Origin of the sequence: Rufibacter sp. LB8 (genome assembly GCF_014876185.1) — a bacterium.
Taxonomy (GTDB): Bacteria; Bacteroidota; Bacteroidia; order Cytophagales; family Hymenobacteraceae; genus Nibribacter.
Map to the genome: position 1 here is coordinate 1,033,672 of NZ_JADALJ010000001.1, position 26,644 is coordinate 1,060,315.

Consider the following 26,644-nt stretch of genomic DNA (forward strand, 5'->3'; position numbering starts at 1 on the left):
AGTTTTCCGTTTTCGTGCTCATTTCTGGAAATGAGCCCGAAAACGGAAATTAAGAATAAGCCAGGGTTGGCTGTGTGACGGAAGCTTTCGCTTTTGGCAACGTCACGATAAAGACACTACCCTGGCCTTCATAGCTTTCCAAAGTAATTTTTCCGTTTACCCCTTCCAGCAACTCTTTACTGAACAGAAGACCCAGCCCGGTTCCTTTTTCATTGAAGGTGCCTTTGGTAGAAAAGCGCTGGTCCGTAAAAAGCCTCGCTTTGTTTTTCATAGAAATGCCCTGGCCCGTGTCCCGCACCAGTAATTGCACATACTCCTGGGTTTCACTCCCCGAAATATGAATAGTGCCTTCGGGTTGGGTGAATTTCAGGGCATTCATCACCAGGTTTCGGATCACAAAATTCAGGCGCTCGCGGTCAGTGGTCACCGTTAAACCGGCAGGCACTTCGTTGAGAATTCTGATTTGCTTCAATTGCGCATTGTTGGCCATTAAGGAAGCCGTTTCTTCTGACAATTGCTGCAGGTTCACGCTTTCCCACTGCACAGAACCGCCCGCCATTTGAGACTTGGCCCACACCAGAAGATTGTTCAGCAAATTGGTGGCGTTTTCATAGTCCTTGCCCAGCAACTTGAACAGGTGCTTGAACTCCTGGTCGGTCATGGTTTTGTTCTCGGCCAGGTAAAAGAGCGCCTGCACAGAGGCGAAGGGGCTGCGCAAATCATGCGAGATAATAGAGAAGATTTTGCTTTTAAAGGCATTTAGTTTCTCCAATTCATCGCGTTGCTGGGCTACCACCGCGGCTTGCGCGGCCATCTCGTTCTGGTGCCGGCGTATTTCTTTGTTTTTGGCCAAAACCTGCTCATTGTAAACCTGTAATTTCAAGTTGTGGGCTTTGGAGCGCCGCCAGCTAAGAAACAAAAGAAAGGCAAACCCCAGGGCAGCGCCCAAGGCCAGGGCAATCCAGATTTGGGTTTGTTGCTGGTGTTCTATCTGTAAATCCTGCTGTCTTCTTTGTAGTTTGAGCGTTTGGTTTTCCAGTTCCTTTTTATCGGCTTCATACCTGGCTTCGGCCTCTGCTACTAATTCACGGCGGGTGTGCGAATGCAGCGTGTCTGTGGCGTAAGTTCGGGTCAACAGGCTGGCATAGGCCTCTGGGTAATTGCCCAACTTGGCTTGAATCTCATGCACTAAATCGGCGCAAAGGGCGGTCTCCAGAGTAGATTTCACTTGCCGGGCAATAGCCAAACCCTGTTGGGCCGCTGCCAACGCTGGGGTGTATTCTTTTTTCTCCAGGTGTGCCTCGGCCAAGGATCTGAGTATGGGCATTTCGCCTTGTTTGTTCTCCAGTTGGCGGGTGAGTTGCAGCGCCTGGTTTAGATACGCGATGGCCTGCGCGTGATTGCCTTGAGCGGCGCTGATGGTTCCCAGATGGTGCAAGGTTACCGAATAGCCTTTGGTGTCTTTTAACTCTTTCTTTAAAACGGAGGCTTGTTTAAAATACTTGAGCGCCTGGGAATAATCTTCCCGGTTTTCATAAATGGAGCCCATGTTGTTGTAGATGCGGCTCATGCCCAGCTTGTCCTGTACCTTTTGCGCCAGCACCAACCCTTCCTGGTAGGTTGCCAGGGCTTTGTCGATATCATTGTTGCGGTAATGGGTGTTCCCCAGGTTCACGTAAGACTGCACCAGGGCGGTGGTATCTTTCAAGGACTGCCTTAATTTAAGCGCCTGGGTGTGGAACTGCATGGCTTTGCCGTATTCAGACAAATGCAGGTAACTCACCCCCTGGTGGTTAAGCGCCGCCGCCTTGCCCGCCCTGAAATTGATTTTAGTGGCTAGCTTCTCTGCCTGCTGGGCGGTGACAATGGCTTTCTCGGGGTCAAACTTGGTGTATTGCTCACTGATTTGATTAAGCAACACTACTTTCACAGAATCTGTGGGTGCCTTTGCAGCCTGAACCTGTAAACTGTCAACAAGGGCTTGCTGGGCCTGAAGTTGCCCCGCGCACAGCAAGGCCAATATGAAAATAGAAACTAACCTCATGGAAAGGAAACGTGGTGCTGCTTGGGCGGGGATTAATTGTTCTAAAGTAGCCGCTGCCGCTGAATACTCCAACTTTTATTGGATCAAAAGCAGTTAATCCTACCAAGAAAACCAGAAACAACTACTTATTGAGTATTGTGGTAATTTCATCTGCACCTTTAATTATGTTAACGTCAATTTCCTAAAGGAGCAGTAAAGGATTAAAACCAACTAGCCACCTTTTATAGTGTGGTCACCAAAAAACCTTAGGGCAGGCGCTATTCAGCAGGTTGGTGAAAGCATCAACATAGGCCGAGGTGGAATCTTTAGGTGCTTAATGCACAACAGTACTCTTAATAATAGTAGCGCCTTTCTGCAACAAATCTTCCTTCGCTTTTTCAAATCCTTCTGGTGAAATAGCCCTTGTGGCGTCTTCTATCACAAATGTTTGAAACCCTTCTTTTAGCGCGTCTTTGGCAGTGAAATACACACAAAAATCGGCGGCTAGGCCAGCTACATACACTTCCCGAACGCCTTTGCCTTTAAGGTAGTCTGCCAGCGCGGTGGACTTTTGGTGGCCGTTGTCATAAAAGCCACTGTACGAATCAATCTCTGGGTTGGTGCCTTTCCGGAAGATGGCCTCTACCCTGTTCATGTCCAGTTCCTGGGAGAATTCTGCGCCCCAGGTGCCTTGCACGCAATGGTCGGGCCAGAGGGATTGCTCCAGTCCGTGCAGTTGTATGATGTCAAAGACGTTTTTACCGGAGTGTTGGGTTGCGAAGCTTTTGTGCTGGGCCGGATGCCAGTCTTGGGTAGCCACCACCAAATCGAACTTCGGTTGCAATTGGTTGACAATGGAAATGATTTCATCGCCGCCCGGCACGGCCAAGGCACCGCCCGGTATAAAATCGTTCTGGATGTCAATTACTAAAAGTGCTTTCATGGGTTGCCAAAAATCTGGTGTGAATTTATTTACCGGCTACGTCTTCCCTAAGTTTCGGAAGAAGCGCGTACAAGGCCTCACCGGGGCAGGCGGTTTGGGCGTTGTCTTTGTGCCCCGAAATCTGGCTGGCATCAATCTTCCAGCGTTTGGCAATGGCCTTGGTGAGCAAGAGCAAGCTTTGGTATTGCGCCACGGTCACGCTGTCTTTGTTGAAATTGCCTTCCAGCACAATCAGGGCGTGCCCGCTGGGGTCATACGGCGTGTTGGAATCGCCCACGTATTGCAGTTCCCGCGCCTCGCCAATGCGGCCATCCACGGAGATGTAGAAATGATAAGGAATATCGGCCCAGGGTTCTTTCACGCGTCCGTCAGACAGAGGGCTGCGCTCCATGGAGAATTTCTGCAGTGATTTGAGCTTTTCCTCCAGACTGCGCTTTGGGTTCTGGGCAACGGCCGTGTGGTGTACCGTAATTTTATTAGGCACGTGTGTTTTCATGGGCAATACCGGCTGCGCCGAACCCCACTGCTGGCGGGTAACCAGCGGCACACCTTTTACCGCGATTTCAGGTTTGGCCGTGCGACAAGCACTGACACCAGCCAACGTCAATACCAAAAGGCAAAGGAAATTTCTAAGAGTAGACATAGCGTGAAGGTAAGCGACCAAGCCAAAGATGAAAAATTCTGGGCGACGTTTTCGGGCTCATTTTCAGAAATGGAGGCAAAAACGCCTGTTCTCTTTCTGGCGGTCGCGTATAAAAGGCACCAACCATCCGGGCACCGCGCCACCAGTTAGCAGCATGAAAATACTCTGGACCTACCTCAAACCCTACCAAGGGCTCATTTTTCTCTCTTTATTATTAGCCGCCGCGGCGCAGTTGCTCAACCTGGTGGACCCCATCATCTTCGGGAAAATCATTGACGACTACGCCCTGCAACGCGACTCCAAAACCGAAGAAGAACTAGTGAACGGCGTGCTCACGCTTCTGGCCATTGCGGTGGGCGTTACTTTGCTTTCAAGGCTAGCCAAAGCGGTGCAAGAATACATGGTGCGGCTGGTGGTGCAGAAATTCGGGATGCAGATTTTCAACGACGGCATCCGGCAGACGCTTCGGCTCAGTTATCAGGAATTCAGCAACCAGCGCAGCGGCGAAACCCTCTCCATTCTCCAGAAAGTACGCACAGACACCGAGCGGTTCATCAATTCGTTCATCAACATTCTGTTCAGTTCGTTGGTGGGCATCGGGTTTCTGGTGTGGTACGCCGTGACCAAACACTGGGCGCTGGTGCCGGTGTTCCTGATTGGCATTCTGGTGTTGGGCGGACTCACGGGCTTGCTCAGCAACAAAATCAAAACCCTGCAGCGCAGCATCAACCGCGAAACGAACAAAATGTCGGGCGTGATTACAGAGTCTTTGCGCAACATTGAACTGGTGAAAAGCCTGGGCCTCACCTTCCCGGAAATCAGGCGCCTGCGAGAACATACGGCCCAGATTTTCGCGCTGGAAATGGTGAAAGTCAAGCAGGTGCGCACGCTCAGTTTTCTGCAAGGCTCGGCGCTCAGCCTGCTCAAACAATCTATTCTGTTCATGCTGCTCTGGCTGATTTTCAGGGATGTGTTGGCCCCCGGCGAACTGATTGCCATGCAGTTCATCACCGCCCAGATTTTCATGCCGCTGCAGGATTTGGGCAATATTCTGGTGCTGTACCGTGAGGCCGAGGCGTCTATCCAGACCTTTGATGCACTCATGCACAAATCCATTGAAACCAACCCCGAAGACCCGCAGGAAATTGGCCCCATTGAAAGCCTGAAGTTTGAGAACGTGGTTTTCCGGCACCAGGACTCAGCCACTAACGCAATTGACCATATTTCATTAGAGGCCAGGGCCGGCGATACCATCGCGTTCGTGGGGCCCAGCGGCTCGGGTAAATCTACGCTGGTGAAATTGCTGGTGGGCCTTTACAAACCCGTGGAAGGCCAGATTTACTACAACGGCATCTCCACCAAAGACATCAGGTTCAACCCCGTGCGGCGGCAGTTCGGGTTTGTGACCCAGGAAACGCAGCTTTTCTCGGGCACGCTCCGCGATAACCTGCAGTTTGTGAAACCAGACGCCACCGAGGAAGAAATGCTGAGCGCCCTGGAAAAAGCCAGCGCCCTGGGCATTGTCAACCGCTCAGACAAAGGCCTGGACACTACCATTGGCGAAAGCGGCATGAAACTGAGCGGCGGCGAACGCCAGCGCATCTCCATCGCCCGTGCCCTCATCAGAAACCCGCGCCTCCTGATCTTCGACGAAGCCACCTCCGCCCTGGACTCTCTCACCGAAGACGAAATCACCGATACCGTGAAAGAAGTCTCCCTCTCCGGCGAACGCATCACGCTCCTCATCGCCCACCGCCTCTCCACCATCTTGCACGCCAACACAATCTATGTGCTGGAGAAAGGTAAGATTGTAGAAACCGGAAACCATGAAGAATTAGTCTCGCAAAAAGGCCTCTACTACGCCATGTGGCGCCAGCAAATTGGGGAAAGAATTTAATTAGGAATGGAGAATTAGGAATGGAGTTTTAAGATTGGATTTACGCATTTCGTCCCCCTTTGAAGGGGGTTGGGGGATGATAACTTTGATAGAGATTTTTTCTATCGCAAGTTTAGCGCCAGCGTAACTTGTGGTTGAACACGTTGTAAGTTTATAAACTTACGTGAGTTGATAAACTTACAATATTGAATACTACAAGTTACGCTGCGCTAAACTTGCGGTAGGGATATTAAAAGATTATTGGGTTATTTTTTTTTATCATCACGAGCCATCATCCCCCAACCCCCTTCAAAGGGGGACGAAAAGCGTGCTCACAAATAAGATAAAATCTAGACTGACATTTCGTTTTAGGGCTCATTTCTGGAAACGAGGGCAAAAACAGAAACCACCCCGCTCCTACTTCATCAACCGCCGCATGGCCAGCAAGCCCAACAACGGCCCGAGGGCCAGAAACAGAAACCAATACCTGGGCTCCACAGCGCTTTGCATACTGCGCAAGAATTGAATGCTCACAATGGTAATGGCAAAACCCAAACTGTTGACAATGGTAAGCGCGGTTCCTTTGACGTGGGCCGGGGCGTTCTGGGCCACCAGCGTAGAAAATTGCGGCGAATCCATGACCACGGCCAAACCCCAGACCAATAGCAAACCCAAAAATACTTCCAACGGCAAAGCAAACAACCACGGCGAAAGCAAACAGCAGACCATGGAAACGGCCAGGGCGGCAAAAGCGGTTTTGGCGCTTCCCACCTTTTCAGAGAGATAGCCGCCCGCCACGCAGGCTAACGCGCCCACGGCAATAATCACAAAAGACCAACCGGAAATAGAAAGCGAGGTTTCTGGATTTGCCTCCAGGTACAAGGCCAGCAGAACCGGCACAAAGGCCCAGAACGTGTACAGTTCCCACATATGCCCGAAGTACCCAAACGCCGCCGCCCTGAAATCTTTTTGCTTAAATATCTGGAAAAACGCGGTAAAATTGGGTGAGCTGCTTTTGGTTCTATACGGCCCGTCTGGCACCAGCCAAAACAAACTCACGCCGCCCAGCACCGCCAACCCCGAGGTGCCCCAAATGACATACCGCCACGGCAACCCCTGCGTAAGGCTTTTGAGCAGATGCGGAAAAGCCGTGCCCAACACCAGCGCCCCGACCAGGAACCCCAGCGCCTTCCCCAACCCGCGCTGATGGTAATCTGCGGCAATCTTCATGCCTACCGGGTAAATGCCCGCCAAACAGAACCCCGTGAGAAACCGGCTGCCCAGCAAGGTTGGCAAGCCGCTGGCCCCCAACAAACTCAAATTACAAACTGCCCCCGCCAACGCGCACACCAGAAACACTTTACTCGGCGAGAACCTATCTGACACGGTAAACACCGCAAACACCAACGTACCCAAAATAAACCCCAACTGTACCGCCGACGTGAGGTGCGGCAAGGAACTGGCCTCTAAGTGAAACAGCGGAATTAACTCAGGCAGCACCGCATTGCCCGCAAACCAAAGCGAGGTGCAGGCAAATTGGGCTAGGACGATGGTGGGGAGGAAAGATTCTTGTTTGTGCAACTAAGTAATTTCAATGCTAAAGCTCAGTTATTTTTTGAATTAAATTAGGAATTTCAGTGTGATCTGTATACCAAATAACCCTTAAACCCAATTCTCTAAAAACTTCTTCTTGAATTTTATGATGCAAATTAGAAAAAGAATTAAACTGAATTTTAGTTAATGTTAGATTAGATTCTTTTAATTGTCTTTCTAATAAAATATAATGTTTACAACCGTCGAATCTTTTAGCAAAATTACTAAACAACCTTCTAAGGTTTGGATCAATTCCAGAAAGCCCAACTAGAATACATGTATTTTCTCTTAATGCTTTAAGTTGAACCAAATTTGACCATGAATATGGATCATATTGTAAAGAGTGATACCCATCTTCACTAAAAACGAGCAAAGCCTTTTCAAGATCTTTATATTTATCACCTTTACTTGGCACAAATCCATGAACATGATAAATAGGTAATTTTGTCAGTTCCTCAAAATCCCCTTCTCTGTAAATACTTTTATAATCTATACTTTTAGAAGATAAATGTTGCTCTAACAAATCATCAAAATTATAAGTTATAATTGATTTGATTCCTACTTTATTTCTAATTGGCCTAGCTGCAGTAGCAATAGTATTTAAAAGCCTTTGCTCCTCTAAATGCTTCATTCCAACATATAATGAACTTCTAATTTCTTGATTAAATTTATCACCTAAAGCTTTTTGAATATAAGAAGCAGTTACTAAAGGAGCCCCTGCTTGAAGGTCGGTTAATAAATTAACAATTTCATCTTTTTGCTCTTGAGATAAGCCAAGAGGGACTTTACTTTCAATAATTGATATATTTAAACTCTTTAATAATTCATTCCAATTTGGCAAGCCAGCGTCTTTAGAAGCTCCTGCTCCAATAAAAAACACTATTTCATCGCTCTTAAAGGATTGATTTAATTTATTAATTAGCAAATCTCTATCTTCTTTCCAATCTTGGATGTTAGACGCTATCTCAACTGTTGAATTAAGAATTTCATCGCCTATATTTGATACTATTTTTGATGATTCAATATTATATTTTTTAGCTAATTTATTTAAATTATTATAATCCCAAAATTCAAAGTGTATAACGCCAGAATAAAATTTCTTTAAAGAATTTAGATAAATTAAATCATCGTTTAGTAAAACGTCACCAAAAATTAATAAAATTGATTTGAAATTAAAAAAAGCCTCAGAAAAATTTCTTATTAAATCAGTTATTACTTTGGGGCTGTAGTATCTTTTAAATTCTATAATCGTTGGGCCTTCAATTTCATCTATACCATCAGGAGCTACAGCATCGAATTCTACAAAAGACTTTTTTCCTTCAAATAGAAAAATTTCTTGCTTAAAGTATCTATGGAATTTTTTATTTTGCTTCTTTAATTTAAATTCAACTAATGATAAAACAAAAGTTTCAATCTCCTTATTAGAAAGATTACTTTTTTCCAGATCAAGGACTTCAAAATTTATAATACTCATAAAATTTATTATAATATAAATTTTTATATACTAAAAATTACACCGCCACCGGCGCCTTTATCCCCGGCCACGGTTCATACGCCTCCAGCGTAAAATCTTCAAAGTCAAACCCGAAGATGTCTTTCACGGCGGGGTTCAGTTTCATTTTGGGCAGCGGGCGCGGGGCACGGCTTAATTGCAGTTCGGTTTGCTCCAGGTGGTTGGTGTAAAGGTGCGTGTCGCCGCCGGTCCAGATGAATTCGCCGGGTTCCAGGTCGCAGACTTGGGCTACCATCATTGTGAGCAGCGCGTAGGAGGCAATGTTGAAGGGCACGCCTAAAAAGACATCGGCAGAACGTTGGTAGAGCTGGCAGGAAAGTTTGCCGTCGGCTACGTAGAACTGGAAGAACGCATGGCACGGCGGAAGCTTCATGTTGTTCACTTCGGCCACGTTCCAGGCGCTCACAATCAGGCGTCTGCTGTCTGGGTTGTTCTTGATTTGGTTGATGACCTGCGTAATCTGGTCAATGTGGCCGCCGTCGGGCGTGGGCCAAGAGCGCCATTGCGAGCCGTACACCGGGCCCAGGTCCCCGTTGGCATCGGCCCATTCGTTCCAGATGGTCACGCCCCGCTCCTGCAGCCAGCGCACGTTGGTCTCGCCGCGCAAAAACCACAGCAATTCATAGATGATAGACTTGAGGTGCACTTTTTTGGTGGTCACCAGCGGGAAGCCTTCCTGCAGATTAAACCGCATCTGGTAACCAAACACACTGAGCGTACCCGTGCCGGTACGGTCTTCTTTCTTCACGCCGTTGTCCAGAATATGGCGCATCAAGTCTAAGTAAGCCTGCATTGTATTAATTAAGAATTGGGAATTAGGAATTAAGAATGGCGCGGAAGCCAATGCGGCTTGAAGATAGGGAAAATGCCGCGACCGCCGTTTGCCTGGGCCCGGGAAAATTTCTGAAAGCCGTTTTCGGGCTCATTTCCGGAAACGAAGCCAAAAACGGAAATGGTGCAGGGTATTCCCCCGTACGGACAGGGCTTGACCTGTCCTATGCGGTGGAGGTCGCCAGTAGGTAGATCCTGTGCTGAGTCCGAACGATTCTCGGGCATGCGTGGATCAGAAATGCTTTAGGCCAGGTCGCGACCCAATTCCGTCAAGGTTAGAAATCGCTGTTCGAGATTTGTAATCCCGAACCACTCTGTCAGGGATTTATAAATCCCCTCTCTTGGACGTTGACTAACAACTGGGATTGGTAAATCCCCGACAGAGTACTTTCGGATTGATAAATCCGAAAGAGCAAAAGTGGTGATTCTCAGGAATGCATGAATCAGGAATGCCTGGATCAGGAATGCGTTGATCAAGAATGCGTGCCGACAGGTCAAGCCCTGTCCCTACGTGATAATTTCCCAACCTTTAATATTCTTACATCCTTAATTGCCAACTGGCTATATTGTGCTTCCAAACCCAAACTAATCAACCTTATATGAAAAAACTTTTGCTGATGGCGCTTTTGGCGGGCACGGTTCTATCTTGCCAAGAAAAAGCAGATTCTACGCAGACCACGTCTACCGCAGAAGACGCGCCGGAACTGGCCACCTTATTTGACCAGTACTGGGAACAGCATTTGCGCTTCTTCCCGCTAGAGGCCACCGCGCAGGGCGACAACCGCTACAACCACCTGCTGCCCAATGACAACACCCAGGCCTTTAGAGACAGCCTGAAAACGTTCTACCAGCAGTATCTTACCCAGTTAAAGAAAACCGACCGCGCCAGCCTCAGAGCCAATGACCAAACCAGCTATGACATCTTTGAGTATGAGATGCAGAGCCGGTTAGACGGCCTCAAGCAGAATACCCATTTGATCCCGTTTCAGCAGTTCTGGGGTTTGCCTTTGACCATGGGCCAGTTGGGCGCGGGCACCGGCAACCAACCGTTTAAAACCGCCAAAGATTATGACAACTGGCTGGGTCGCGTGCAGGGCTTCACCCTTTGGGCCGACAGTGCTATTGTAAATTTCAGGAAAGGCATGACCAGCGGCGTGGTGCTGCCCAAAGTGCTGGTGCAGAAAATGATTCCGCAGATGCAGAGCATGGTGGTTACGCACCCCAGCAAAAGTCTTTTCTACGGCCCCATCAAAAACTTTCCCGCTGACATTTCTACCGCTGACCGTGAACGCCTCACCAAAGTTTACGAGCAAGCCATCATGACCCAATTGGTGCCCACCTACCGCAAATTGGCCACCTTTCTGGAACAAGAATATCTGCCCAAAGCCCGCACCAGCACCGGTATCAACGGCGTGACCGGCGGCCAAGGCCTCTACAACCATTACGTGCGCTACTGGACCACCACAGACAAAACCCCAGAGGAGATTTACACCACCGGTCAGCAAGAAGTAAAACGGATTCAGGCCGAAATGGAGAAGGTGAAAAACCAGGTGGGCTTTAAAGGCACCATCAGCGAGTTCTTCACGCACTTACGCAATGACCCGAAGTTCACGCCTTACAAAACACCGGAGGAAGTCTTGAACGCGTTCCGGGCCATCCAGAGCAAAATTGAACCTAACCTGTCAAAGATGTTCGGGCGTACGCCAAAGACGCCGTTTGAAATCAGACAAACCGAAGCCTTCAGGGCCGCCTCAGCTTCTGCTGAATACAACCAGGGTTCGCCAGACGGGTCACGCCCGGGCATTTTCTACGTGCCTATTTTAGACGCCACCAAGTTTAACACCACCAGCGGCATGGAGTCTTTGTTTTTGCATGAAGCCATTCCGGGCCACCACTACCAGATTTCGTTGCAGCAGGAAAACGAAAAGCTGCCTAAGTTCCGCCGCTTCAGCTGGTACGGTGCCTACGGCGAAGGCTGGGCGCTTTATACCGAATCTCTGGGCAAAGAACTAGGCCTTTACACTGATCCCTACCAATACATGGGCGCTCTGGGCGATGAAATGCACCGCGCCATTAGGCTGGTGGTAGACGTAGGCATGCACACCAAAAATATGACCCGCGAGCAAGCCATTGACTACATGATGGCCAACGAAGCCATTGACGAGAAAGGCGCCACCGCCGAGATTGAGCGCTACATGGCCATTCCTGGCCAGGCCTTGTCTTATAAAATTGGACAGCTTAAAATCCAGGAATTGCGTAACAAATACCAGAAACAGTTAGGCAATAAATTCACGCTCACCGCTTTCCACGACGAGATCTTGAAAGACGGCAACATGCCCCTGCAGGTAATTGAAAAGAAAATGGACGCCTGGGCGAATGCTCAGAAAAAATAAGTAATTCCCGTTTTCGGGCTCATTTCCAGAAATGAGCCCGAAAACGCATTACCCCTCACCGGTTCCAGAAACCGGTGAGGGCTTTTTTTGGGGAACTGGTTGATAAGGTATTCTGGTAGCCCAAAACCTAAAAAACCGTTCCTGCCAACTTATACCGCAAGAGACAAGGCAGTGCCTGGTCTCTATATTTTGAATTCCAATAATATTAAAATCACTATCCTGAAGCTTTCATAGTCCGGTAGCCCATATTGCTGTAGAGGCCTTGCCTTTTCTCCTGCGGTTAACGAGGTACATTTAAATCAATCATTGCTTCAAGGGATTTACATTAAACCTCACTTAAGCCAACCAGCCACCAGAAAAAGAGTACCGCCTGTGTCCTAAATTTGCCGTAATTTTACAGGGCCAAATCCTAGAACAGGTTTGGGGAACTTCAGCCGTTGATACTTATGAAAGCATTCGTCACTGCCACCCTCGCGTTTAGCTTCTGGGGAACCTTGCCCGCTGTGGCGCAAACGTTGTCTGGTGGGGAACCCAAGAACACCACGGCCCCAGCCCCTGCCAAAAAGCAGGCAGATCCGGCCTTGGCCGCTAAAATGAATGCCATCATCAAAGGTCAGAAAACCCCAGTGCCTAAAACAGCCACCGAGCCCGCCGTAAAACCGCCGCCCCCGCCTGCGCAAATCGCAACCCAACCGGCCAAACCCAGCACGGCTAAGGAAGAAACCGCAGAGAAACCAAAACCTGCCTTGCCGGCGTCGCAGTCAAAGGTGGAGAAACTCATCACGGAACGCGAGCAGCTGGTCTTGAAATATGATTACCTCAAAACTCAGGAAACCAATTTCTGGGGCAAAGCCTCAAAGGAAGACATGCGCGCCGTGATTGAGGCCCTCAAAGAAGTCTTGCAGAAAGACGAGCAGATTATACACGCCGTTGAGCAGGCCAACCTTGAAACCCGCCGCAATGTGGCCAAGCGCGCCGCAGAACTTGAGGCCGAAGCCAAGAAACTCAACAACCAGGTTCTGGGCGACAAACGCGTAGTCACCGACAACATTTATGAATTGAAGGCCTCGTTGGCCAACGCCCAGAACCTGAACCGCCGCCGCGACCGCCAACTCAAAGACCTGGAAGAACGCCTGGAAGCCGCCAACGCCGCCAAGTTTGAGCATGACGCCATTACGGTTTTCTTCGCGTTTCTGGCCATTGGCCTGGGCTGGTACATTGTGCGCCTGAAATCTAAACTTACGGTGCTCAAGGAGCAAAAACAGAAAGCCAAGGTATGAGTACCCTCCTCCAGCCAGTGGCCACGTACCTGACCTATCATCAGGCTGTGGAACGGTACCAGGCGTTGGAGGAAATTGGCATTTACGCGCTGGTGAAATCCTGCGGGCCGCCCACGTTTCCATTCGGGGAAGGGCGGTATTTTCAACTCCTGATTCCTGAGGATAACCTTGCCACGGCGCAACCCGTTTTAGCCCTCATTTCAGAAACAGAGGCCAAAAACGGACAGCTTCCCCTCGCCTGCCCCGCTTGCGCCAGCCCAGCCGTTGAACCTTCCCGGAATTTATCATGGGTGAAAAGGGTTTTCTACGCTGGCACCTTCGTGTACGGCTGCTCCAACTGCGGCCATTCATTCTTTATTTAACTTTGTATCAAGTAGCAGGCATCAAGTAGCAAGACAAGTGTAAAAAAAAGTCATGATACCTGATACTTGCTCCCTGATACACACCACTTCATGGACAAAATCTTAAACGAATTATTAGACGTGCGGGCCTTGCTCAAATTAGAGCAGGAAGAAGACCGCAAACAATTTCAACTGAAGAACGCGCAGACCAGCATAACAGAGCGCAAACGCCTGGGCATCTGCTGGTACCCGGTAAGTGTGATCAAGCAAGACGTGGGTTTTGGGAATAAGATGGTGGTGGAACTGGAGCGCACCGCCGCCCGTGACCAACTGCACATGTTTCAGGCGGGTTCCTCGGCGCAACTTTTCACCAACGGCGAAGGCGGCGTGCTTAACGGCGTGGTACTGGAAGTAAAGCGCAACAAACTTCGCTTAGCCACTTCCAAAGAAGACTTGCCAGACTGGCTGGAAGGCGGCGCGCGCCTGGGCGTGGAACTCACCTTTGATGAAGTTAGCTACCGCGAGATGGAATACGGCCTCATGAAAGTAATGGAAGCCGAAAAATCCAGATTGGCCCAGTTACGCGACATCATTCTGGGAGCCGAGCCAGCCATCTTCAGAAGAGAAAAACCGTTTGAATCTATTCCGGCGCTCAATGATTCGCAGAACGAGGCCGTGCGCAACATTGTGCAGGCCAAAGACGTGGCCATCATTCACGGGCCTCCGGGCACCGGCAAAACCACAACGCTGGTGCAGGCCATTCTGCAAACCCTGGCCGCCGGTGAACGCAAACTGCTGGTCACCGCGCCCAGCAACACGGCCGTGGATTTGCTCACTGAGAAACTGGCCGAACAAGGCGTGAACGTCATTCGCATTGGTAACCCGTCCCGCGTGTCACAGGTTTTGCTGGAGCATACCTTGGATTCCCAGATCATGCACCACCGTGAGTACAAGCAGCTCAAGAAACTCCGGAAAAGCGCTCAGGAATACAAGGCCATGGCCAGTCAATACAAACGTAACTTCGGGCATGAGGAGCGCATGCAGCGCCAGATCATGAAAGAGGAAAGCAAGCGCATTCTGGCACAGGCCGATGACATTGAAGACTACATCACTGAGGATTTGCTGGACCATGTGCAGGTGATCACTTGTACGTTGGTGGGCTCGGCCAACCGCGCCATCCGGCACCTGCAGTATGACACCGTGTTCATTGATGAAGCCGCCCAGGCGCTGGAGCCCGCCTGCTGGATTCCCATTACCCGAGCCAACCGTGTAGTGTTAGCCGGAGACCACCATCAATTGCCGCCCACCGTGAAATCCATTACCGCAGAACGCGGCGGTCTGGCCAAAACGCTGTTTGAGAAATGCATCGCCCGCCAGCCCGAGACCGCCATCATGCTCACCACCCAGTACCGCATGCATGAACACATCATGGGCTTTTCTAACCGGCAGTTTTACCACAATGAATTGCAGGCGCATGAGAGCGTACGCACCGCTACCTTGTCAGAGGTGAGTCAAGCGTTTGAACCTGGACTGGTAGTAGAGTTCATTGACACAGCCGGTTGCAGCTTCAATGACCAAACTATTGGCGAAGGAAGCAGCACCGCCAACCCAGAAGAAGCCGACGTTTTAATCAAACATCTGCTGCAACTGTTGGCGGGCTATGAACCTGGTACTCCAGAAACGGAACCGAAGCCTTTGAAAATTGGTATCATCTCGCCATACCGCGCCCAGATCAATTACCTCAATGACCAGGTGGAGCACCAACCTAAGTTGGCAGACTTGCACCAGCGGCGGCAGCTGAGCGTGGGCACGGTAGATTCTTTCCAGGGACAGGAGCGTGATATTATTTACATCAGCATGGTGCGCAGCAACCCAGAAGGCGAGATTGGTTTCCTGGCCGACCAGCGCCGCATGAATGTGGCCATGACCCGTGCCAAGAAAAAAATGGTGATTGTAGGAGACAGCGCCACTTTGGGCCAGCACGACTTTTACCAGAAATTCCTTTTGTACGCCGAAGAGATTGGCGCCTACCGCAGCGCCTGGGAATTCATTCAGCCCGAATAATAAACTTTGTCGGCTTTGCTAAATGACGGTCAAATTCTCTTGGTTGGAAAATCCCAGAAAGCATACTTGGGAGAATTAGCCAGATTTGAAGGCAACATTTTAAGACAAAGCCGGTAAATTCTAATGAATCTTTACCTTTACAGGAAGTATCACCTAAACACATCACCAAATGAAAATCGAAGAAAACAAAGTGGTGTCGCTCACCTACGAGCTCCGCGTAACCGACGAAGAAGGCGAAGACACCCTGGTGGAGACCGCTGATGAAGAAAACCCCATGGTCTTTTTGTTTGGTGTGAGCGGTTTGCCAGAGAAATTTGAGCAGGAACTGGAAGGCAAAGCCGCCGGCGAAGCCTTTAAATTCACAGTTGGCTCCGCAGACGGTTATGGCGACGTGGACGAATCTGCCGTAGTGCCGGTTCCTAAAAACGTGTTTGAGGTTGACGGTAAAATTGACGAGGAAATGGTGCAAGTGGGCAACTACATTCCCATGTCAGACAACGAAGGCAACCACATGCAAGGCCGCATTGTGAACGTGGAAGAAGACCATGTACTCATGGATTTCAACCACCCGCTGGCGGGCATGGACATGCACTTTGAAGGCAAAATCATCAGCGTGCGCGAAGCATCCGCAGAGGAAATCTCCCACGGCCACGTGCACGGCGAAGGCGGACACCACCACTAGCATTAATTAAGAATTGGGAATTAAGAATTAAGAATGGCTCTGAAGTAGGGTTTCTTTCTTATCTTCCAATTGCATAGAAAAGGCGAACCGGTTTGGTTCGCCTTTTTCCGTTTTCGGGCTCATTTCTGGAAATGAAGCCGAAAACGGAATTATAAATTTCCGCACGTGTATCTTCGAATTCAAAAAATAGCATCCTGAATGGGCCTTGCGGCCGAAGAAGCAAAGGATTTCATATTGCCGCATATCAATTTTTTAAACCACCTGTTGTTTCTGTAGAGATTCAGTTCTTTGCGTCTGGCGGGCACCTTCGTTGCATAGAAACAAGACGCAAGGTATTGCGTCTCTACAATGCCTCAATTCCTACTTCTCAATTACCAATTATAATTATTTCTTTCGCTACGTATTGCTGGAGTTCTGGGAAAAACTGGTTGAATTCTTGGTGGTACGCCTCATAGTTCAGGCATAATTCTTCTCCGGCGGTTTCCATGCCAGACTCAAAACTTGCCCTTCTGGAGAGGCCACGTAAGGCTTGCGAAATGCCAGCTACCTGCGCGTAAGAAACCAACCAGTTGTGCTCTACCATGTAAGGCAGAAACCGCTGCACGCGAGCGGGCAACAGCGCGGGCTGGGCTTGAATGTTGGCATAGGCGCTGGCGGCAAATTCGGGCAAGGGCTGGTGGCTGTAGTGTGAGAAATTTCGGGCTAAAAAATGGTCATAATAGATGTCAGCAATCACGCTGGCGTATTTGCGGTAGGTGGGCCTGAGGCGCTCTTTGCTTTGGTGCACCACGGGGTGCGTGTCAGTGAACCGGTCAATCAAATGGTGCATGTAAATGCCCTGTTGCACCCGTTCTGGGAACTGCGCCAGCTGCGTTTTCCGAACCCCGTCGGCAATAAAGTTTCCCAACTGAAGCAGCGGGTCAGCGCCAGATAGAAAAAGATGGGCCAGGTAGTTCAATTGTAATTGAGAATTAGAAAGTAAGAGTTAGAAATTAATTCATTCTTTAAAGGCCTTTGTACCCGTAAAAATTCAAACCAGATGCCTTCCCCAGGCTAAACGTTGAAATTGAAAATTGGTGAAACATTGCAAGCCCATTCCTAATTCTTAATTCCCAATTCCTAATTATAGTAAGGAACCCTCTGCCATTGGCCGCCGTATTTACCACCAAACCCAGAAACCTAACCAACTATGAGCAATACCCCATCTAACAACCAGGGCGATGTGAAAACCCTGCTGGAGAAAATCAAGGACATCAACACGGCCATGCTGAGCACCGCCGACGAGGACGGTTCCATTCGGTCACGGCCCATGCGCCACCTGGAGGCCAATGAAGACGGCACCATCTATTTTTTCACGGAATACAATTCGGGCAAAACCGACGAAATCAAGAACGACAGCCACGTGAACCTGAGCTATGCCAAACCCGGCGACCAAATGTACGTGTCGGTGTCGGGCAAGGCGCAGGTGTACCGTGACCAGCAGAAAATAGACGAACTGTGGAACCCCGCCATGAAAGCCTGGTTCCCAGACGGCAAAGATGACCCCAAAATTGGAATCCTGAAAGTAACCATTGACAAAGCCGAATACTGGGACTCACCCAGCAGCGCAGTGGTGCATTTGTACGGCATGGTCAAAGCCGCCATTACCGGGGAGCCTGCCCACCCCGGCGAAAACAAAAAAGTCAATTTATAGTTGAAATAGAAAAGGGAGCCTGACCGCTCCCTTTTTTAATGCAATTGCCGGATTCCCGTTTTTCGGCTACATTTCGCAAACAAGACCAAAACCAGTCCGTACGTGCCTTCTCCAATCTCCCCTGTTTCTTCTGCGCATACTACCCTTTCCTTGTTTGGCGTAAAACCGGGGCATTGGCGCTGGGGCTTGGCACAAATGGGCACCTCCCGGCAACCCTTGCAGCAAGTCAAAGGCCTTCGGTTTTATAAGTTGTTGGGCAGCGGCCAGGGCCGGGGCTTCAGCCTGAAACCCAACTGGTACCGCTACGGCCTTATGTGCACCTGGGATTCTCCGAATGCCGCTGAGGATTTTCTGCATGGCCACCCGCTTATGCGCCAGTACCAGGAACACACGTTTGAGCAATACCATTTATCCCTTCTGCCGCTGCAGACCCACGGGCTATGGGACGGTAAAAACCCGTTCACCACTGAAACGCGCGCCAGCACCCAAGACCAACCCATTGCCGTACTCACCCGCGCCTCCATCAAACTCACCAAAGTCTTGGACTTCTGGAAGCACGTGCCCCAGGCCAGCGCCAGTTTAGACCAAGCCCAGGGCTTACTCGCTTCTATTGGTTTAGGCGAAGCGCCTTTCATCCGGCAGGCCACGTTCAGCCTCTGGGAGAACGAAGCCGCCATGAAAGCCTACGCCTACCGAACCGCCTCGCACCGCGACGTCATCACAAGAACCAGAACCCAAGGCTGGTATTCAGAGGAAATGTTCGCGCGGTTCACCCCCATCAAAAGTGAAGGCACCTGGAATGGCGTTGACCCGTTGCTTAATTGCTGATTGTTAATTGCTGATTATTTACAGATGGCTGTTGAGCGTCTTTCCCTCCTCACTCTGCCGCGTGTCTCCAGACTCGTAACATTGGATGGGTCGAGTCTCCAGACTCCATTTAAACGGCTGCTGGCTCCCAGCGAGTCTTGAGACTCACTTCATCCATCTGCACGAGTCTGGAGACTCGCGCCAGGAGGGTTTGGGAAAATGCTTGAAAGGAATCACCCCAACCTAAGCCCTTTCCCAATGGAAGTAGGAATTTCAGAGACCTCTATTTTTGGTCTCATTTCTGGAAATGAGGCTAAAAACGAAAATCAGAAAACCTTGTAAAATGCAAAAGGTGGTCCTTGGAAGACCACCTTTTCGTATTGTTGGTAAGCGAGGTAAATTATTTGCCAGCTCCTTCGCTGTTCTTCATGTCCTGCACTTCCTTGCGGATGTCCTGGGCCATGTTTTTAAGATCCTGCATGCCTTTTCTCACGCGAGTACCAGCAGCTGAATTCTTCTTGTCATAGAACTTCTCGAAATCGCCTTCAAGAGAAAGAACCAGGTCCTTAATTTTTGAAAAATTGTTCATTAGAGCTTGTTTTAAAGGTTTAACAATTGGTTTGATGGCTCTAATATAGGAATTATAAAATAAGGCGCAAAAAAATTACCGTTTGTATTATTTTATTAAAGAACGTCGTTTTTAGACCGTTACGCCCGTTTTAGTATAAAGTCCTTTATCTAGCTTGGCAGAAATTGCCTCAAAGGCGGCAATGGTCTCGGCCACGTCTTCCAGCGTATGCACCGCGGTTGGTATTAACCTCAACATAATCACGTCTTTAGGTACCACCGGGTACACCACAATAGAACAGAAAATGCTGTAATTCTCGCGTAAATCAAGGGTCAGCGCCGTGGCGTCAGAAATTTGTCCGTTCAACAGCACCGGGGTCACCGGCGAAGTGGTGGTGCCAATATTAAAGCCTTTTTCGCGCAGGCCTTTTTGCAGGGCGTTCACAATGGTCCAGAGGTTATCCTTCAGTTCTGGCTTGGTACGCAATAATTCCAGACGCTTGAGCGCACCCACCACCAACGGCATGGGCAATGACTTGGCATAGGTCTGCGAGCGCATGTTGTAGCGTAGGTATTCTATCACCTGTTCATTGCTGGCCACAAAGGCGCCAATGCTGGCCATGGACTTGGCAAACGTGGAGAAGTAGATATCAATGCCGTCTTGCACGCCTAAATGCTCCCCGGTTCCGGCACCTGTTTTTCCCATGGTTCCAAAGCCGTGGGCATCATCTATGAACAGTCTAAAGTTATATTTCTCTTTGAGGGCCACTACTTCCTGCAGCTTGCCCAAATTACCGCTCATGCCAAACACACCCTCAGTGATCACCAAAATGGCACCGCCAGATTCATTGGTGAGGCGGGTGGCGCGCTGCAGTTGTTTCTCCAGGCTCTCTATGTCATTGTGCTGGTACACAAACCGCTTGCCCTGGTGCAGGCGCACACCGTCAATGATACAGGCATGCGACTCCGCGTCATACACAATCACGTCATGGCGGTCTACCAGCGCGTCAATGATGGACACCACGCCCTGGTACCCAAAGTTCAGCAAAAAGGCATCTTCCTTCTTCACAAACTCGGCCAGCTCGCGCTCCAGCTGCTCATGGTTGTTGGAGTTACCAGACATAATGCGGGCGCCCATGGGCAGTGCCATGCCAAACTCAGCCGCCGAATCAGCATCTGCTTTGCGCACCTCTGGGTTGTTGGCCAGGCCCAGGTAGTTGTTCAGGCTCCAGTTCAACACGGGTTTTCCCCTGAAATTCATGCGTGGGGCAATATCACCTTCTAATTTTGGAAATGTGAAATACCCGTGGGCGTAATGTGAATGGCTACCTAGGGGACCGCGGTTAGCTAATAACTTTTCAAATAAATCCACTTCAAATAAAGGTTTAGGCGATGATGGATGATGCAAACCTTAAAAGTCCACATTATCTTCCGAAAATAAAATATGAATGGTGGGCAAATTTACATGGTTCAGTGGCAAATACAAAGTATGCCAGGCCCGCAAATGAATTATATCTTGTATCTTTTAAGTTTGGCCGCAATACGCGTTCTTTGGGTACCTAATTGACGAGAGAATTATTGGATGAAACAATTCAAAAAAATATTGGTCGCCAACCGTGGCGAGATTGCCTTGCGCGTCATGCGTTCCGCCAAAGAAATGGGCATTAAAACCGTGGCCATCTACTCAGAAGCCGACCGCCAGGCCCTGCACGTGCGTTACGCCGACGAGGCCGTGTGCGTGGGCCCAGCCCCTTCCAACCAGTCCTATCTTCGCGCTGATGTTATTCTGGAGGTCTGCAAAAATCTGGGCGTAGACGCCGTTCACCCCGGTTACGGATTCCTTTCTGAGAACGCCACCTTCGCCAAACAGGTGGAAGAAGCCGGCATCACCTTTATTGGGCCTTCACCAGAAGCCATTGAACTGATGGGCAGCAAGCTGGCCGCAAAAGCCGCCGTGGCCAACTACAACATCCCCATGGTGCCCGGCACTGAATACGCCATCACTGATGTGGAAGAAGCCAAGAAACTGGCTACTTCCATCGGGTTTCCTATTTTAATCAAGGCCAGCGCCGGCGGCGGCGGAAAAGGCATGCGCGTGGTAGACCAGGTCTCTGAGTTTGAGGAGCAGATGCAGGTGGCCGTGAGCGAGGCCACCTCGGCGTTCGGAGACGGTTCTGTCTTTATTGAGAAATACATAGGTTCGCCGCGCCACATTGAGATTCAGGTTTTGGGTGACACGCACGGCAACATTGTGCATTTGTTTGAGCGCGAATGCTCCATCCAACGCCGCCACCAGAAAGTGATTGAGGAAGCCCCATCAGCAGTCTTGACCCCTGAATTGCGTGCCGAGATGGGTTTGTGTGCCGTGAACGTGGCCAAAGCCTGTAACTATATTGGCGCGGGTACCGTGGAGTTTCTGCTGGACGAGAACAAAAATTTCTACTTCCTGGAAATGAACACCCGTCTGCAGGTGGAGCACCCAGTGACCGAGCAAATCACCGGTTTAGACCTGGTAAAAGAACAGATCAAGGTAGCACAGGGCGAGCCTCTCTCCTTTTCTCAGGAAGACTTGACCATCACCGGCCATGCCATGGAATTGCGCGTGTACGCCGAAGACCCCACCAACAACTTCCTGCCAGACATCGGGACATTGACCACCTACAAAAGGCCGCAGGGCCTGGGCGTGCGCGTAGATGACGGGTTTGAGGAAGGCATGGAGATTCCCATTTACTATGACCCCATGATTGCCAAACTGGTGACTTACGGCAAAGACCGCGCAGAAGCCATTGACAAAATGATCAGGGCCATTGACGAATACCAGATCACCGGCATTGAAACCACCTTGCCCTTCGGGAAATTTGTGATGCAGCATGAAGCGTTCCGGTCCGGGGACTTTGACACCAAGTTCATTGAGCGTTATTTCAAAGACCCCACCGTTCTGAAAGGAGCACCAAATAAAGACGAGGAAGAATTAGCCGCTGTGTTGGCCGCCGTGTTCGCGGGGAAAAAGAAAACCACAGCGCCAGCAGCTGCTACCAGCGTAGCCGCCACTTCTGGCATGTCTGACTGGCGGAAGAATAGATTGAAGTAGATTTCCCCTGATTACTACAAAAGAGCGAGCCTCAGCGTCTGTAGATGCTGAGGCTCGCTCTTTTTATTCATTTCCGTTTTCGGGCTCATTTCTGGAATTGAAGCCAAAAACGGAAACATCTTTGGATCTGCTTACATTAAATCAAACAGGTTTTTCACGCCAATGTGTCGCTCTTTGGTAAAGCCTTCGCCGTAGGTGGCACCAATGGCATGGCCGAATTCTAAAGCGCGAGCCTCTATGAAACGCATAAACTCCGGCGACGAAATATAGGTGGCTGGTTCGCCGGTGTCTTCGTTGGCTGGGGTGAAGAACTGGCTTTTGAAGGCTCTAATGGCTTCCACCTTCGTTTCCCAGTACGGCGTGACATCCACAATCAGGTCTGGGGTAATCATGCGGTCCTGAATGTAGTGGTAGACGGCTTTGGGGCGCCAGGCTTCTTGTTCAATACCGTTTTCATCCAGCGTCTTCACTTGTCGTAAGCCAGACAAGAAACAGGCCTCTGACACCAACTGGCTTCCGCGCCCGTGGTCTGGGTGCCGGTCATAGATGGCGTTCAGCAAGACAATCTCGGGCTGGTATTTTCTGATGGCCGCAATGACCAGGCGCTGGTGGGCTTCGTCGTTCTTGAAAAAACCATCGGCCATGCCCAGGTTCTCGCGGGCGTCAAGGCCTAGAAGTTGAGTAGCGGCGGCAGATTCCTGGGCGCGGGTTTCTGGCGTACCACGGGTTCCCAATTCACCTCTGGTCAAATCCACGATGCCCACTTTCTTGCCTTGCGCCTTGTGCGCTAAAATGGTACCCACGCAGCCAAGTTCGGCGTCGTCTGGATGAGAGGCAAACGCCAGGAGGTCGAGTTTCATAGATTGCTTATTTAACGCGCAGGTTGCGGCCAATTTTTAACGTGGTTCTAGTAGAAATGCGGTTGAGCTTGGCAATCTGCGCCACAGACACACCGTATTTCCGGGCAATAGTCCCCAAGACTTCACCGCTTCTAACTTTATGGTACACTGCGCGCCGGGCAGATTTGGCCCCGTAAGACGATTTTTTCTTGCTGGTGCGGTTGTAATAATTGAACAGCGCCGAGGTAATCTGGAAGTTCTCCCCTTTCAACAAATAATCTGGGAAATCATAAATCTCCTCTGGGTCAATAGGGTTGCCCTCGTACCGAACTTCGTAATGCAAGTGTGGCCCCGAGCTACGACCAGTGCTGCCGCCCCAACCAATCAACTCACCGGCTTTCACCATCTGGCCTACTTTGGCCACGGGCTTGCTCAGGTGGCCATACAAGGTCTCCAAACCGTTCACGTGGCGTACCACCAGATAATTGCCGTAACCACCGCCATCCCATTTAGAAATCCGGATCACGCCGTCAAAGGCGGCTTTCACTGAGTCACCAGTGTCCAAGTCCAGATCTGTCCCGTAATGCCATCGGTAGCCCCTGAACCCGAAGTCTGAGGTGACCGGCGTTTTCACCAAAGGCATTTTGTAGCTGTGCTCTTTGTCATACAGCTTGATAGCAATGGTGTCTTTGATCTGGCGGCCGTCTTTGCGGTAAGGGTTGATGTTGCGCGTGTCCCAGATGGCATAGTAGCTGGCAATCTTCACCCACACGCTGTCTTCCATCTGCACTTCCTCAGACATCTCCACAATAGACTGCTCGCCCAGGTCCAGGTTGCTAGTGTCTTCACTGACAATAGAAAGTTTTTTGATGGGGCTGAACGTGCCGCGGTTGGCTTTGCCGTCGGTGGGAAAATCCTCGTTTTTGATAAGGACCGTGGTGTCAGGCTTCACGTATTTAATCTTGGGGGCCCGCACTTTAAACAAGTCTTTCCTCGCCTTTTTCTGCGCCTGGGCGGTGGTCCCGAACAGGAGCCCCAGACAAAGAAACAGCAAGAAAGGTATTTTTTGAAAATGCATTTATCAGTAGTCATCACCAGGCCTTTACAAGCAAAGGCCCGGTTTTAAAACTGAAAAAGCCGCCCTGTTATTGCCTTGGCAGATAAAGGAGCAGCTTTTTCTTATGGGTTAATGGTCGGCCACAGAGGCCAGATAGCGTTCGGCATCCAGGGCGGCCATGCAGCCGGTGCCGGCCGCCGTCACGGCCTGGCGGTACACATTGTCCTGCACATCGCCACAGGCGAACACGCCGTCAACGTTGGTTTTAGACGTGCCCGGTATGGTTTTGAGGTAGCCGCTGGCGTCATGCTCCAGGTAAGGCTGGAAAATCTTGGAATTAGGTTCATGGCCAATGGCCACGAAGAAACCAGTAACTTTAATGTCCTGGGTTTCGCCGGTCACGGTGTTTTTGATGCGGGCGCCTTCTACGGCATGTTCTCCCAGGATTTCCTCGGTGAGGCTGTTCCAGAGAATCTCTATGTTAGGCGTGTTTTTGACGCGGTTCTGCATAATGATGGAGGCACGCATTTCATCGCGGCGCACAATCATGTACACTTTAGAAGCCAGGTTTGACAGGTAATGCGCCTCTTCACAGGCAGTGTCCCCAGCGCCCACAATGGCTACTTCCTGACCGCGGTAAAAGAACCCGTCACACACGGCGCAGGCAGAAACCCCGCTCCCGTTCAAACGTGCTTCTGACTCCAGTCCCAGCCATTTGGCCGAAGCCCCAGTAGCGATAATCACCGTATCAGCGGTCATGACTTTCTGGTCATCTATGGTCACCTGGTGCGGTTTGCCGGAGAAGTCCACGGCGGTGGCAATGCCATACCGTATGTCTGCCCCAAACCGTGCGGCCTGCGCCTTGAAATCTTCCATCATCTGCGGACCGTTGATGCCCTGCGGATAACCCGGATAGTTCTCCACGTCATTGGTAATAGTGAGCTGTCCGCCGGGTTGCAAGCCTTGGTACATGACCGGTTTCAGGCCCGCGCGCGACGCATAAATAGCTGCTGTATAACCGGCTGGGCCGGAACCTATGATTAAGCACTTCACATGCTCTTTCTGGTTTTCCATATCAGGTTCAGATTTAGGGAGTGCAATATTACGAATTTTTTCCTTGCCTTTTCTGGCTAAGGTGTCCTAAACTGGGTTGCAGCCAGGGAACCATGGGGTAAATCGGTTTCCGTTTTCGGGCCCATTTCTGAAAATGAGCCCGAAAACGAAAAGCTCAAATTCACTCAACTATGGCGCGGAAGTTATTTCCGTGACTTGCTATATTTCTCCGTAAGTCACGGAAGTAACTTCCGCGCCATAGAAGCAATCGCAAAAACAGAAACCAATGTTTGATCACCTTTCAGAAACAAAAAAGCCTTGGCTACCAGAGCCAAGGCTTTTCATTACTATTTAAATCAGATTAACCTAAGTAAGGCTTCAACGCTTTGCTGCGTGATGTGTGACGAAGGCGACGGATGGCTTTCTCTTTGATCTGGCGCACGCGCTCACGGGTCAGGTTGAATTTCTCGCCAATCTCTTCCAGGGTCAACGAATGCTCGCCGTTCAGCCCGAAGTAAAGTGTGATTACATCGGCCTCTCTTTTGGTCAAGGTAGACAAGGCGCGCTGCACTTCTTTGCGAAGCGAATCATTCATAAGGCCGGTGTCCGGAGACTCTTCGTCTTCGTTTTCCAGCACATCTAATAAACGGTTTTCCTCGCCTTGCACAAAGGGTGCATCAACAGACACGTGACGGCCAGAGATCTTCAAGGTGTCCACTACCTCGGCGGTGGTCAATTCCAGCACTTCAGCAATTTCTTCCGGTGACGGTTCACGCTCAAATTTCTGCTCCAGTTCTGAGAAAGACTTGGAGATTTTGTTCAGGGAACCTACTCTGTTCAAGGGCAAACGCACAATTCTGGACTGCTCCGCCAAGGCCTGCAGAATAGACTGACGAATCCACCAAACGGCGTAGGAGATGAATTTGAAACCCCGGGTTTCGTCAAAACGTTTGGCGGCCTTGATCAAACCTAAGTTCCCTTCGTTGATCAAATCGCCCAGAGACAAGCCCTGGTTCTGGTATTGCTTGGCCACCGACACCACGAAGCGCAGGTTGGCTTTGGTTAATTTCTCGAGGGCGAACTGGTCGCCTTCTCTGATTCGCTGGGCAAGCGTTACCTCCTCATCTGGAGTGAGCAAGTCCACCTTACCAATCTCCTGCAGGTATTTGTCAAGGGATTGGCTTTCACGGTTGGTAATCTGCTTGCTTATTTTCAGCTGTCTCATTGGAGTGTGTTTCTTACTGTGTGTATCTCTGTGTTAATAGGGCTGGTTTGGTAACCCAGCCCAGGCGCCAAAAGTTCTATCTTAGGCAGAACCCTGGCCAACTCCTTCTGTTTTAGGCGCTATTTCAAAA

Annotated in this window: 22 protein-coding genes; 9 read left to right on the forward strand and 13 right to left on the reverse strand. The window is 50.1% G+C overall.

Going from position 1 to position 26,644, the window contains the following annotated elements:
* Window positions 1–49 precede the first annotated feature (49 nt).
* The 3 genes from IMY23_RS04405 to IMY23_RS04415 all read right to left on the reverse strand — a co-directional run bounded on the left by IMY23_RS04405 (window position 50) and on the right by IMY23_RS04415 (window position 3,609).
* A complete protein-coding gene (locus IMY23_RS04405) occupies window positions 50–2,044 on the reverse strand; it encodes a tetratricopeptide repeat-containing sensor histidine kinase (RefSeq protein WP_192820923.1) in 1,995 nt (664 codons plus the stop codon).
* 313 nt (window positions 2,045–2,357) lie between these two features.
* Window positions 2,358–2,966, reverse strand: a complete 609-nt coding sequence (pncA, locus tag IMY23_RS04410) for a bifunctional nicotinamidase/pyrazinamidase (protein ID WP_192820924.1) — start codon at window positions 2,964–2,966, stop codon at window positions 2,358–2,360.
* Between the two features lie 25 nt (window positions 2,967–2,991).
* Window positions 2,992–3,609, reverse strand: a complete 618-nt coding sequence (locus tag IMY23_RS04415) for a peptidoglycan recognition family protein (RefSeq protein ID WP_192820925.1) — start codon at window positions 3,607–3,609, stop codon at window positions 2,992–2,994.
* A gap of 154 nt (window positions 3,610–3,763) precedes the next feature.
* Between IMY23_RS04415 and IMY23_RS04420 the strand changes: the two genes are divergently transcribed.
* Window positions 3,764–5,506 (forward strand): ABC transporter ATP-binding protein, encoded by a 1,743-nt coding sequence (locus IMY23_RS04420; RefSeq protein WP_192820926.1) that lies wholly within the window; start codon window positions 3,764–3,766, stop codon window positions 5,504–5,506.
* Between the two features lie 396 nt (window positions 5,507–5,902).
* Here the strand turns inward: IMY23_RS04420 and IMY23_RS04425 are convergent, their stop codons facing one another.
* Genes IMY23_RS04425 through IMY23_RS04435 form a run of 3 tightly spaced genes read right to left on the reverse strand, consistent with a single transcriptional unit; the run spans window position 5,903 to window position 9,384 of the window.
* Window positions 5,903–7,066, reverse strand: a complete 1,164-nt coding sequence (locus tag IMY23_RS04425) for a nitrate/nitrite transporter (protein WP_192820927.1) — start codon at window positions 7,064–7,066, stop codon at window positions 5,903–5,905.
* A gap of 16 nt (window positions 7,067–7,082) precedes the next feature.
* Window positions 7,083–8,552, reverse strand: a complete 1,470-nt coding sequence (locus IMY23_RS04430) for an SIR2 family protein (protein ID WP_192820928.1) — start codon at window positions 8,550–8,552, stop codon at window positions 7,083–7,085.
* A 37-nt stretch (window positions 8,553–8,589) separates the two neighbouring features.
* Complete coding sequence (locus IMY23_RS04435) at window positions 8,590–9,384, reverse strand: thymidylate synthase (protein ID WP_192820929.1); 795 nt, start codon at window positions 9,382–9,384, stop codon at window positions 8,590–8,592.
* Between the two features lie 637 nt (window positions 9,385–10,021).
* Between IMY23_RS04435 and IMY23_RS04440 the strand changes: the two genes are divergently transcribed.
* From IMY23_RS04440 to IMY23_RS04460, 5 genes are all read left to right on the forward strand, one after another.
* A complete protein-coding gene (locus IMY23_RS04440; RefSeq protein ID WP_192820930.1) occupies window positions 10,022–11,815 on the forward strand; it encodes a DUF885 family protein in 1,794 nt (597 codons plus the stop codon).
* Window positions 11,816–12,261: 446 nt separating this feature from the next.
* Window positions 12,262–13,095, forward strand: coding sequence for a hypothetical protein (locus tag IMY23_RS04445; protein WP_192820931.1), 834 nt, complete (start codon window positions 12,262–12,264; stop codon window positions 13,093–13,095).
* Window positions 13,092–13,457, forward strand: a complete 366-nt coding sequence (locus IMY23_RS04450; RefSeq protein WP_192820932.1) for a hypothetical protein — start codon at window positions 13,092–13,094, stop codon at window positions 13,455–13,457. Before IMY23_RS04445 ends, IMY23_RS04450 begins: the two co-directional genes overlap by 4 nt.
* Before the next feature lie 90 nt (window positions 13,458–13,547).
* Complete coding sequence (locus IMY23_RS04455) at window positions 13,548–15,500, forward strand: AAA domain-containing protein (protein WP_192820933.1); 1,953 nt, start codon at window positions 13,548–13,550, stop codon at window positions 15,498–15,500.
* Between the two features lie 169 nt (window positions 15,501–15,669).
* Window positions 15,670–16,182: a peptidylprolyl isomerase gene (locus tag IMY23_RS04460; protein WP_192820934.1), complete on the forward strand. Its 513-nt coding sequence runs from the start codon at window positions 15,670–15,672 to the stop codon at window positions 16,180–16,182.
* A 367-nt stretch (window positions 16,183–16,549) separates the two neighbouring features.
* Here the strand turns inward: IMY23_RS04460 and IMY23_RS04465 are convergent, their stop codons facing one another.
* Window positions 16,550–17,140: an ACP phosphodiesterase gene (locus IMY23_RS04465; RefSeq protein WP_192820935.1), complete on the reverse strand. Its 591-nt coding sequence runs from the start codon at window positions 17,138–17,140 to the stop codon at window positions 16,550–16,552.
* Between the two features lie 231 nt (window positions 17,141–17,371).
* Between IMY23_RS04465 and IMY23_RS04470 the strand changes: the two genes are divergently transcribed.
* The gene (locus tag IMY23_RS04470) at window positions 17,372–17,875 is read left to right on the forward strand and encodes a pyridoxamine 5'-phosphate oxidase family protein (protein WP_192820936.1); all 504 of its coding nucleotides are present in this window, start codon (window positions 17,372–17,374) and stop codon (window positions 17,873–17,875) included.
* A 102-nt stretch (window positions 17,876–17,977) separates the two neighbouring features.
* A complete protein-coding gene (locus tag IMY23_RS04475) occupies window positions 17,978–18,703 on the forward strand; it encodes a spheroidene monooxygenase (protein ID WP_370589831.1) in 726 nt (241 codons plus the stop codon).
* A gap of 379 nt (window positions 18,704–19,082) precedes the next feature.
* On the opposite strand, the gene IMY23_RS04480 is transcribed toward IMY23_RS04475, so the two are convergent.
* Window positions 19,083–19,271: a histone H1 gene (locus tag IMY23_RS04480; protein WP_192820937.1), complete on the reverse strand. Its 189-nt coding sequence runs from the start codon at window positions 19,269–19,271 to the stop codon at window positions 19,083–19,085.
* Window positions 19,272–19,382: 111 nt separating this feature from the next.
* Window positions 19,383–20,621, reverse strand: coding sequence for an aminotransferase class I/II-fold pyridoxal phosphate-dependent enzyme (locus IMY23_RS04485; protein ID WP_192820938.1), 1,239 nt, complete (start codon window positions 20,619–20,621; stop codon window positions 19,383–19,385).
* A 210-nt stretch (window positions 20,622–20,831) separates the two neighbouring features.
* Here IMY23_RS04485 and accC point away from each other — a divergent pair, with 210 nt between their 5' ends.
* Window positions 20,832–22,340 carry an acetyl-CoA carboxylase biotin carboxylase subunit gene (accC, locus tag IMY23_RS04490; RefSeq protein WP_192820939.1) on the forward strand — a complete coding sequence of 503 codons (1,509 nt, stop codon included), beginning with the start codon at window positions 20,832–20,834 and terminating at the stop codon, window positions 22,338–22,340.
* 131 nt (window positions 22,341–22,471) lie between these two features.
* Here the strand turns inward: accC and bshB1 are convergent, their stop codons facing one another.
* The 4 genes from bshB1 to IMY23_RS04510 form a co-directional block, all read right to left on the reverse strand.
* A complete protein-coding gene (bshB1, locus tag IMY23_RS04495; RefSeq protein ID WP_192820940.1) occupies window positions 22,472–23,200 on the reverse strand; it encodes a bacillithiol biosynthesis deacetylase BshB1 in 729 nt (242 codons plus the stop codon).
* A 7-nt stretch (window positions 23,201–23,207) separates the two neighbouring features.
* Window positions 23,208–24,233: a peptidoglycan DD-metalloendopeptidase family protein gene (locus IMY23_RS04500; protein ID WP_225986411.1), complete on the reverse strand. Its 1,026-nt coding sequence runs from the start codon at window positions 24,231–24,233 to the stop codon at window positions 23,208–23,210.
* Window positions 24,234–24,365: 132 nt separating this feature from the next.
* A complete protein-coding gene (trxB, locus tag IMY23_RS04505) occupies window positions 24,366–25,310 on the reverse strand; it encodes a thioredoxin-disulfide reductase (RefSeq protein WP_192820942.1) in 945 nt (314 codons plus the stop codon).
* A gap of 340 nt (window positions 25,311–25,650) precedes the next feature.
* Window positions 25,651–26,514: an RNA polymerase sigma factor RpoD/SigA gene (locus IMY23_RS04510; RefSeq protein WP_048920485.1), complete on the reverse strand. Its 864-nt coding sequence runs from the start codon at window positions 26,512–26,514 to the stop codon at window positions 25,651–25,653.
* Window positions 26,515–26,644 lie beyond the last annotated feature (130 nt).

Excerpts from the sequence above, each read along its gene's own strand:
- IMY23_RS04415 (WP_192820925.1), bottom strand. The coding sequence starts at position 3,609 with ATGTCTACTCTTAGAAATTTCCTTTGCCTTTTGGTATTGACGTTGGCT.
- IMY23_RS04440 (WP_192820930.1), top strand. The coding sequence starts at position 10,022 with ATGAAAAAACTTTTGCTGATGGCGCTTTTGGCGGGCACGGTTCTATCT.
- IMY23_RS04450 (WP_192820932.1), top strand. The coding sequence starts at position 13,092 with ATGAGTACCCTCCTCCAGCCAGTGGCCACGTACCTGACCTATCATCAG.
- IMY23_RS04460 (WP_192820934.1), top strand. The coding sequence starts at position 15,670 with ATGAAAATCGAAGAAAACAAAGTGGTGTCGCTCACCTACGAGCTCCGC.
- trxB (WP_192820942.1), bottom strand. The coding sequence starts at position 25,310 with ATGGAAAACCAGAAAGAGCATGTGAAGTGCTTAATCATAGGTTCCGGC.
- pncA (WP_192820924.1), bottom strand. The coding sequence starts at position 2,966 with ATGAAAGCACTTTTAGTAATTGACATCCAGAACGATTTTATACCGGGC.
- IMY23_RS04470 (WP_192820936.1), top strand. The coding sequence starts at position 17,372 with ATGAGCAATACCCCATCTAACAACCAGGGCGATGTGAAAACCCTGCTG.
- IMY23_RS04480 (WP_192820937.1), bottom strand. The coding sequence starts at position 19,271 with ATGAACAATTTTTCAAAAATTAAGGACCTGGTTCTTTCTCTTGAAGGC.
- IMY23_RS04435 (WP_192820929.1), bottom strand. The coding sequence starts at position 9,384 with ATGCAGGCTTACTTAGACTTGATGCGCCATATTCTGGACAACGGCGTG.
- IMY23_RS04455 (WP_192820933.1), top strand. The coding sequence starts at position 13,548 with ATGGACAAAATCTTAAACGAATTATTAGACGTGCGGGCCTTGCTCAAA.
- IMY23_RS04445 (WP_192820931.1), top strand. The coding sequence starts at position 12,262 with ATGAAAGCATTCGTCACTGCCACCCTCGCGTTTAGCTTCTGGGGAACC.
- IMY23_RS04430 (WP_192820928.1), bottom strand. The coding sequence starts at position 8,552 with ATGAGTATTATAAATTTTGAAGTCCTTGATCTGGAAAAAAGTAATCTT.
- IMY23_RS04420 (WP_192820926.1), top strand. The coding sequence starts at position 3,764 with ATGAAAATACTCTGGACCTACCTCAAACCCTACCAAGGGCTCATTTTT.
- accC (WP_192820939.1), top strand. The coding sequence starts at position 20,832 with ATGAAACAATTCAAAAAAATATTGGTCGCCAACCGTGGCGAGATTGCC.
- bshB1 (WP_192820940.1), bottom strand. The coding sequence starts at position 23,200 with ATGAAACTCGACCTCCTGGCGTTTGCCTCTCATCCAGACGACGCCGAA.
- IMY23_RS04510 (WP_048920485.1), bottom strand. The coding sequence starts at position 26,514 with ATGAGACAGCTGAAAATAAGCAAGCAGATTACCAACCGTGAAAGCCAA.
- IMY23_RS04405 (WP_192820923.1), bottom strand. The coding sequence starts at position 2,044 with ATGAGGTTAGTTTCTATTTTCATATTGGCCTTGCTGTGCGCGGGGCAA.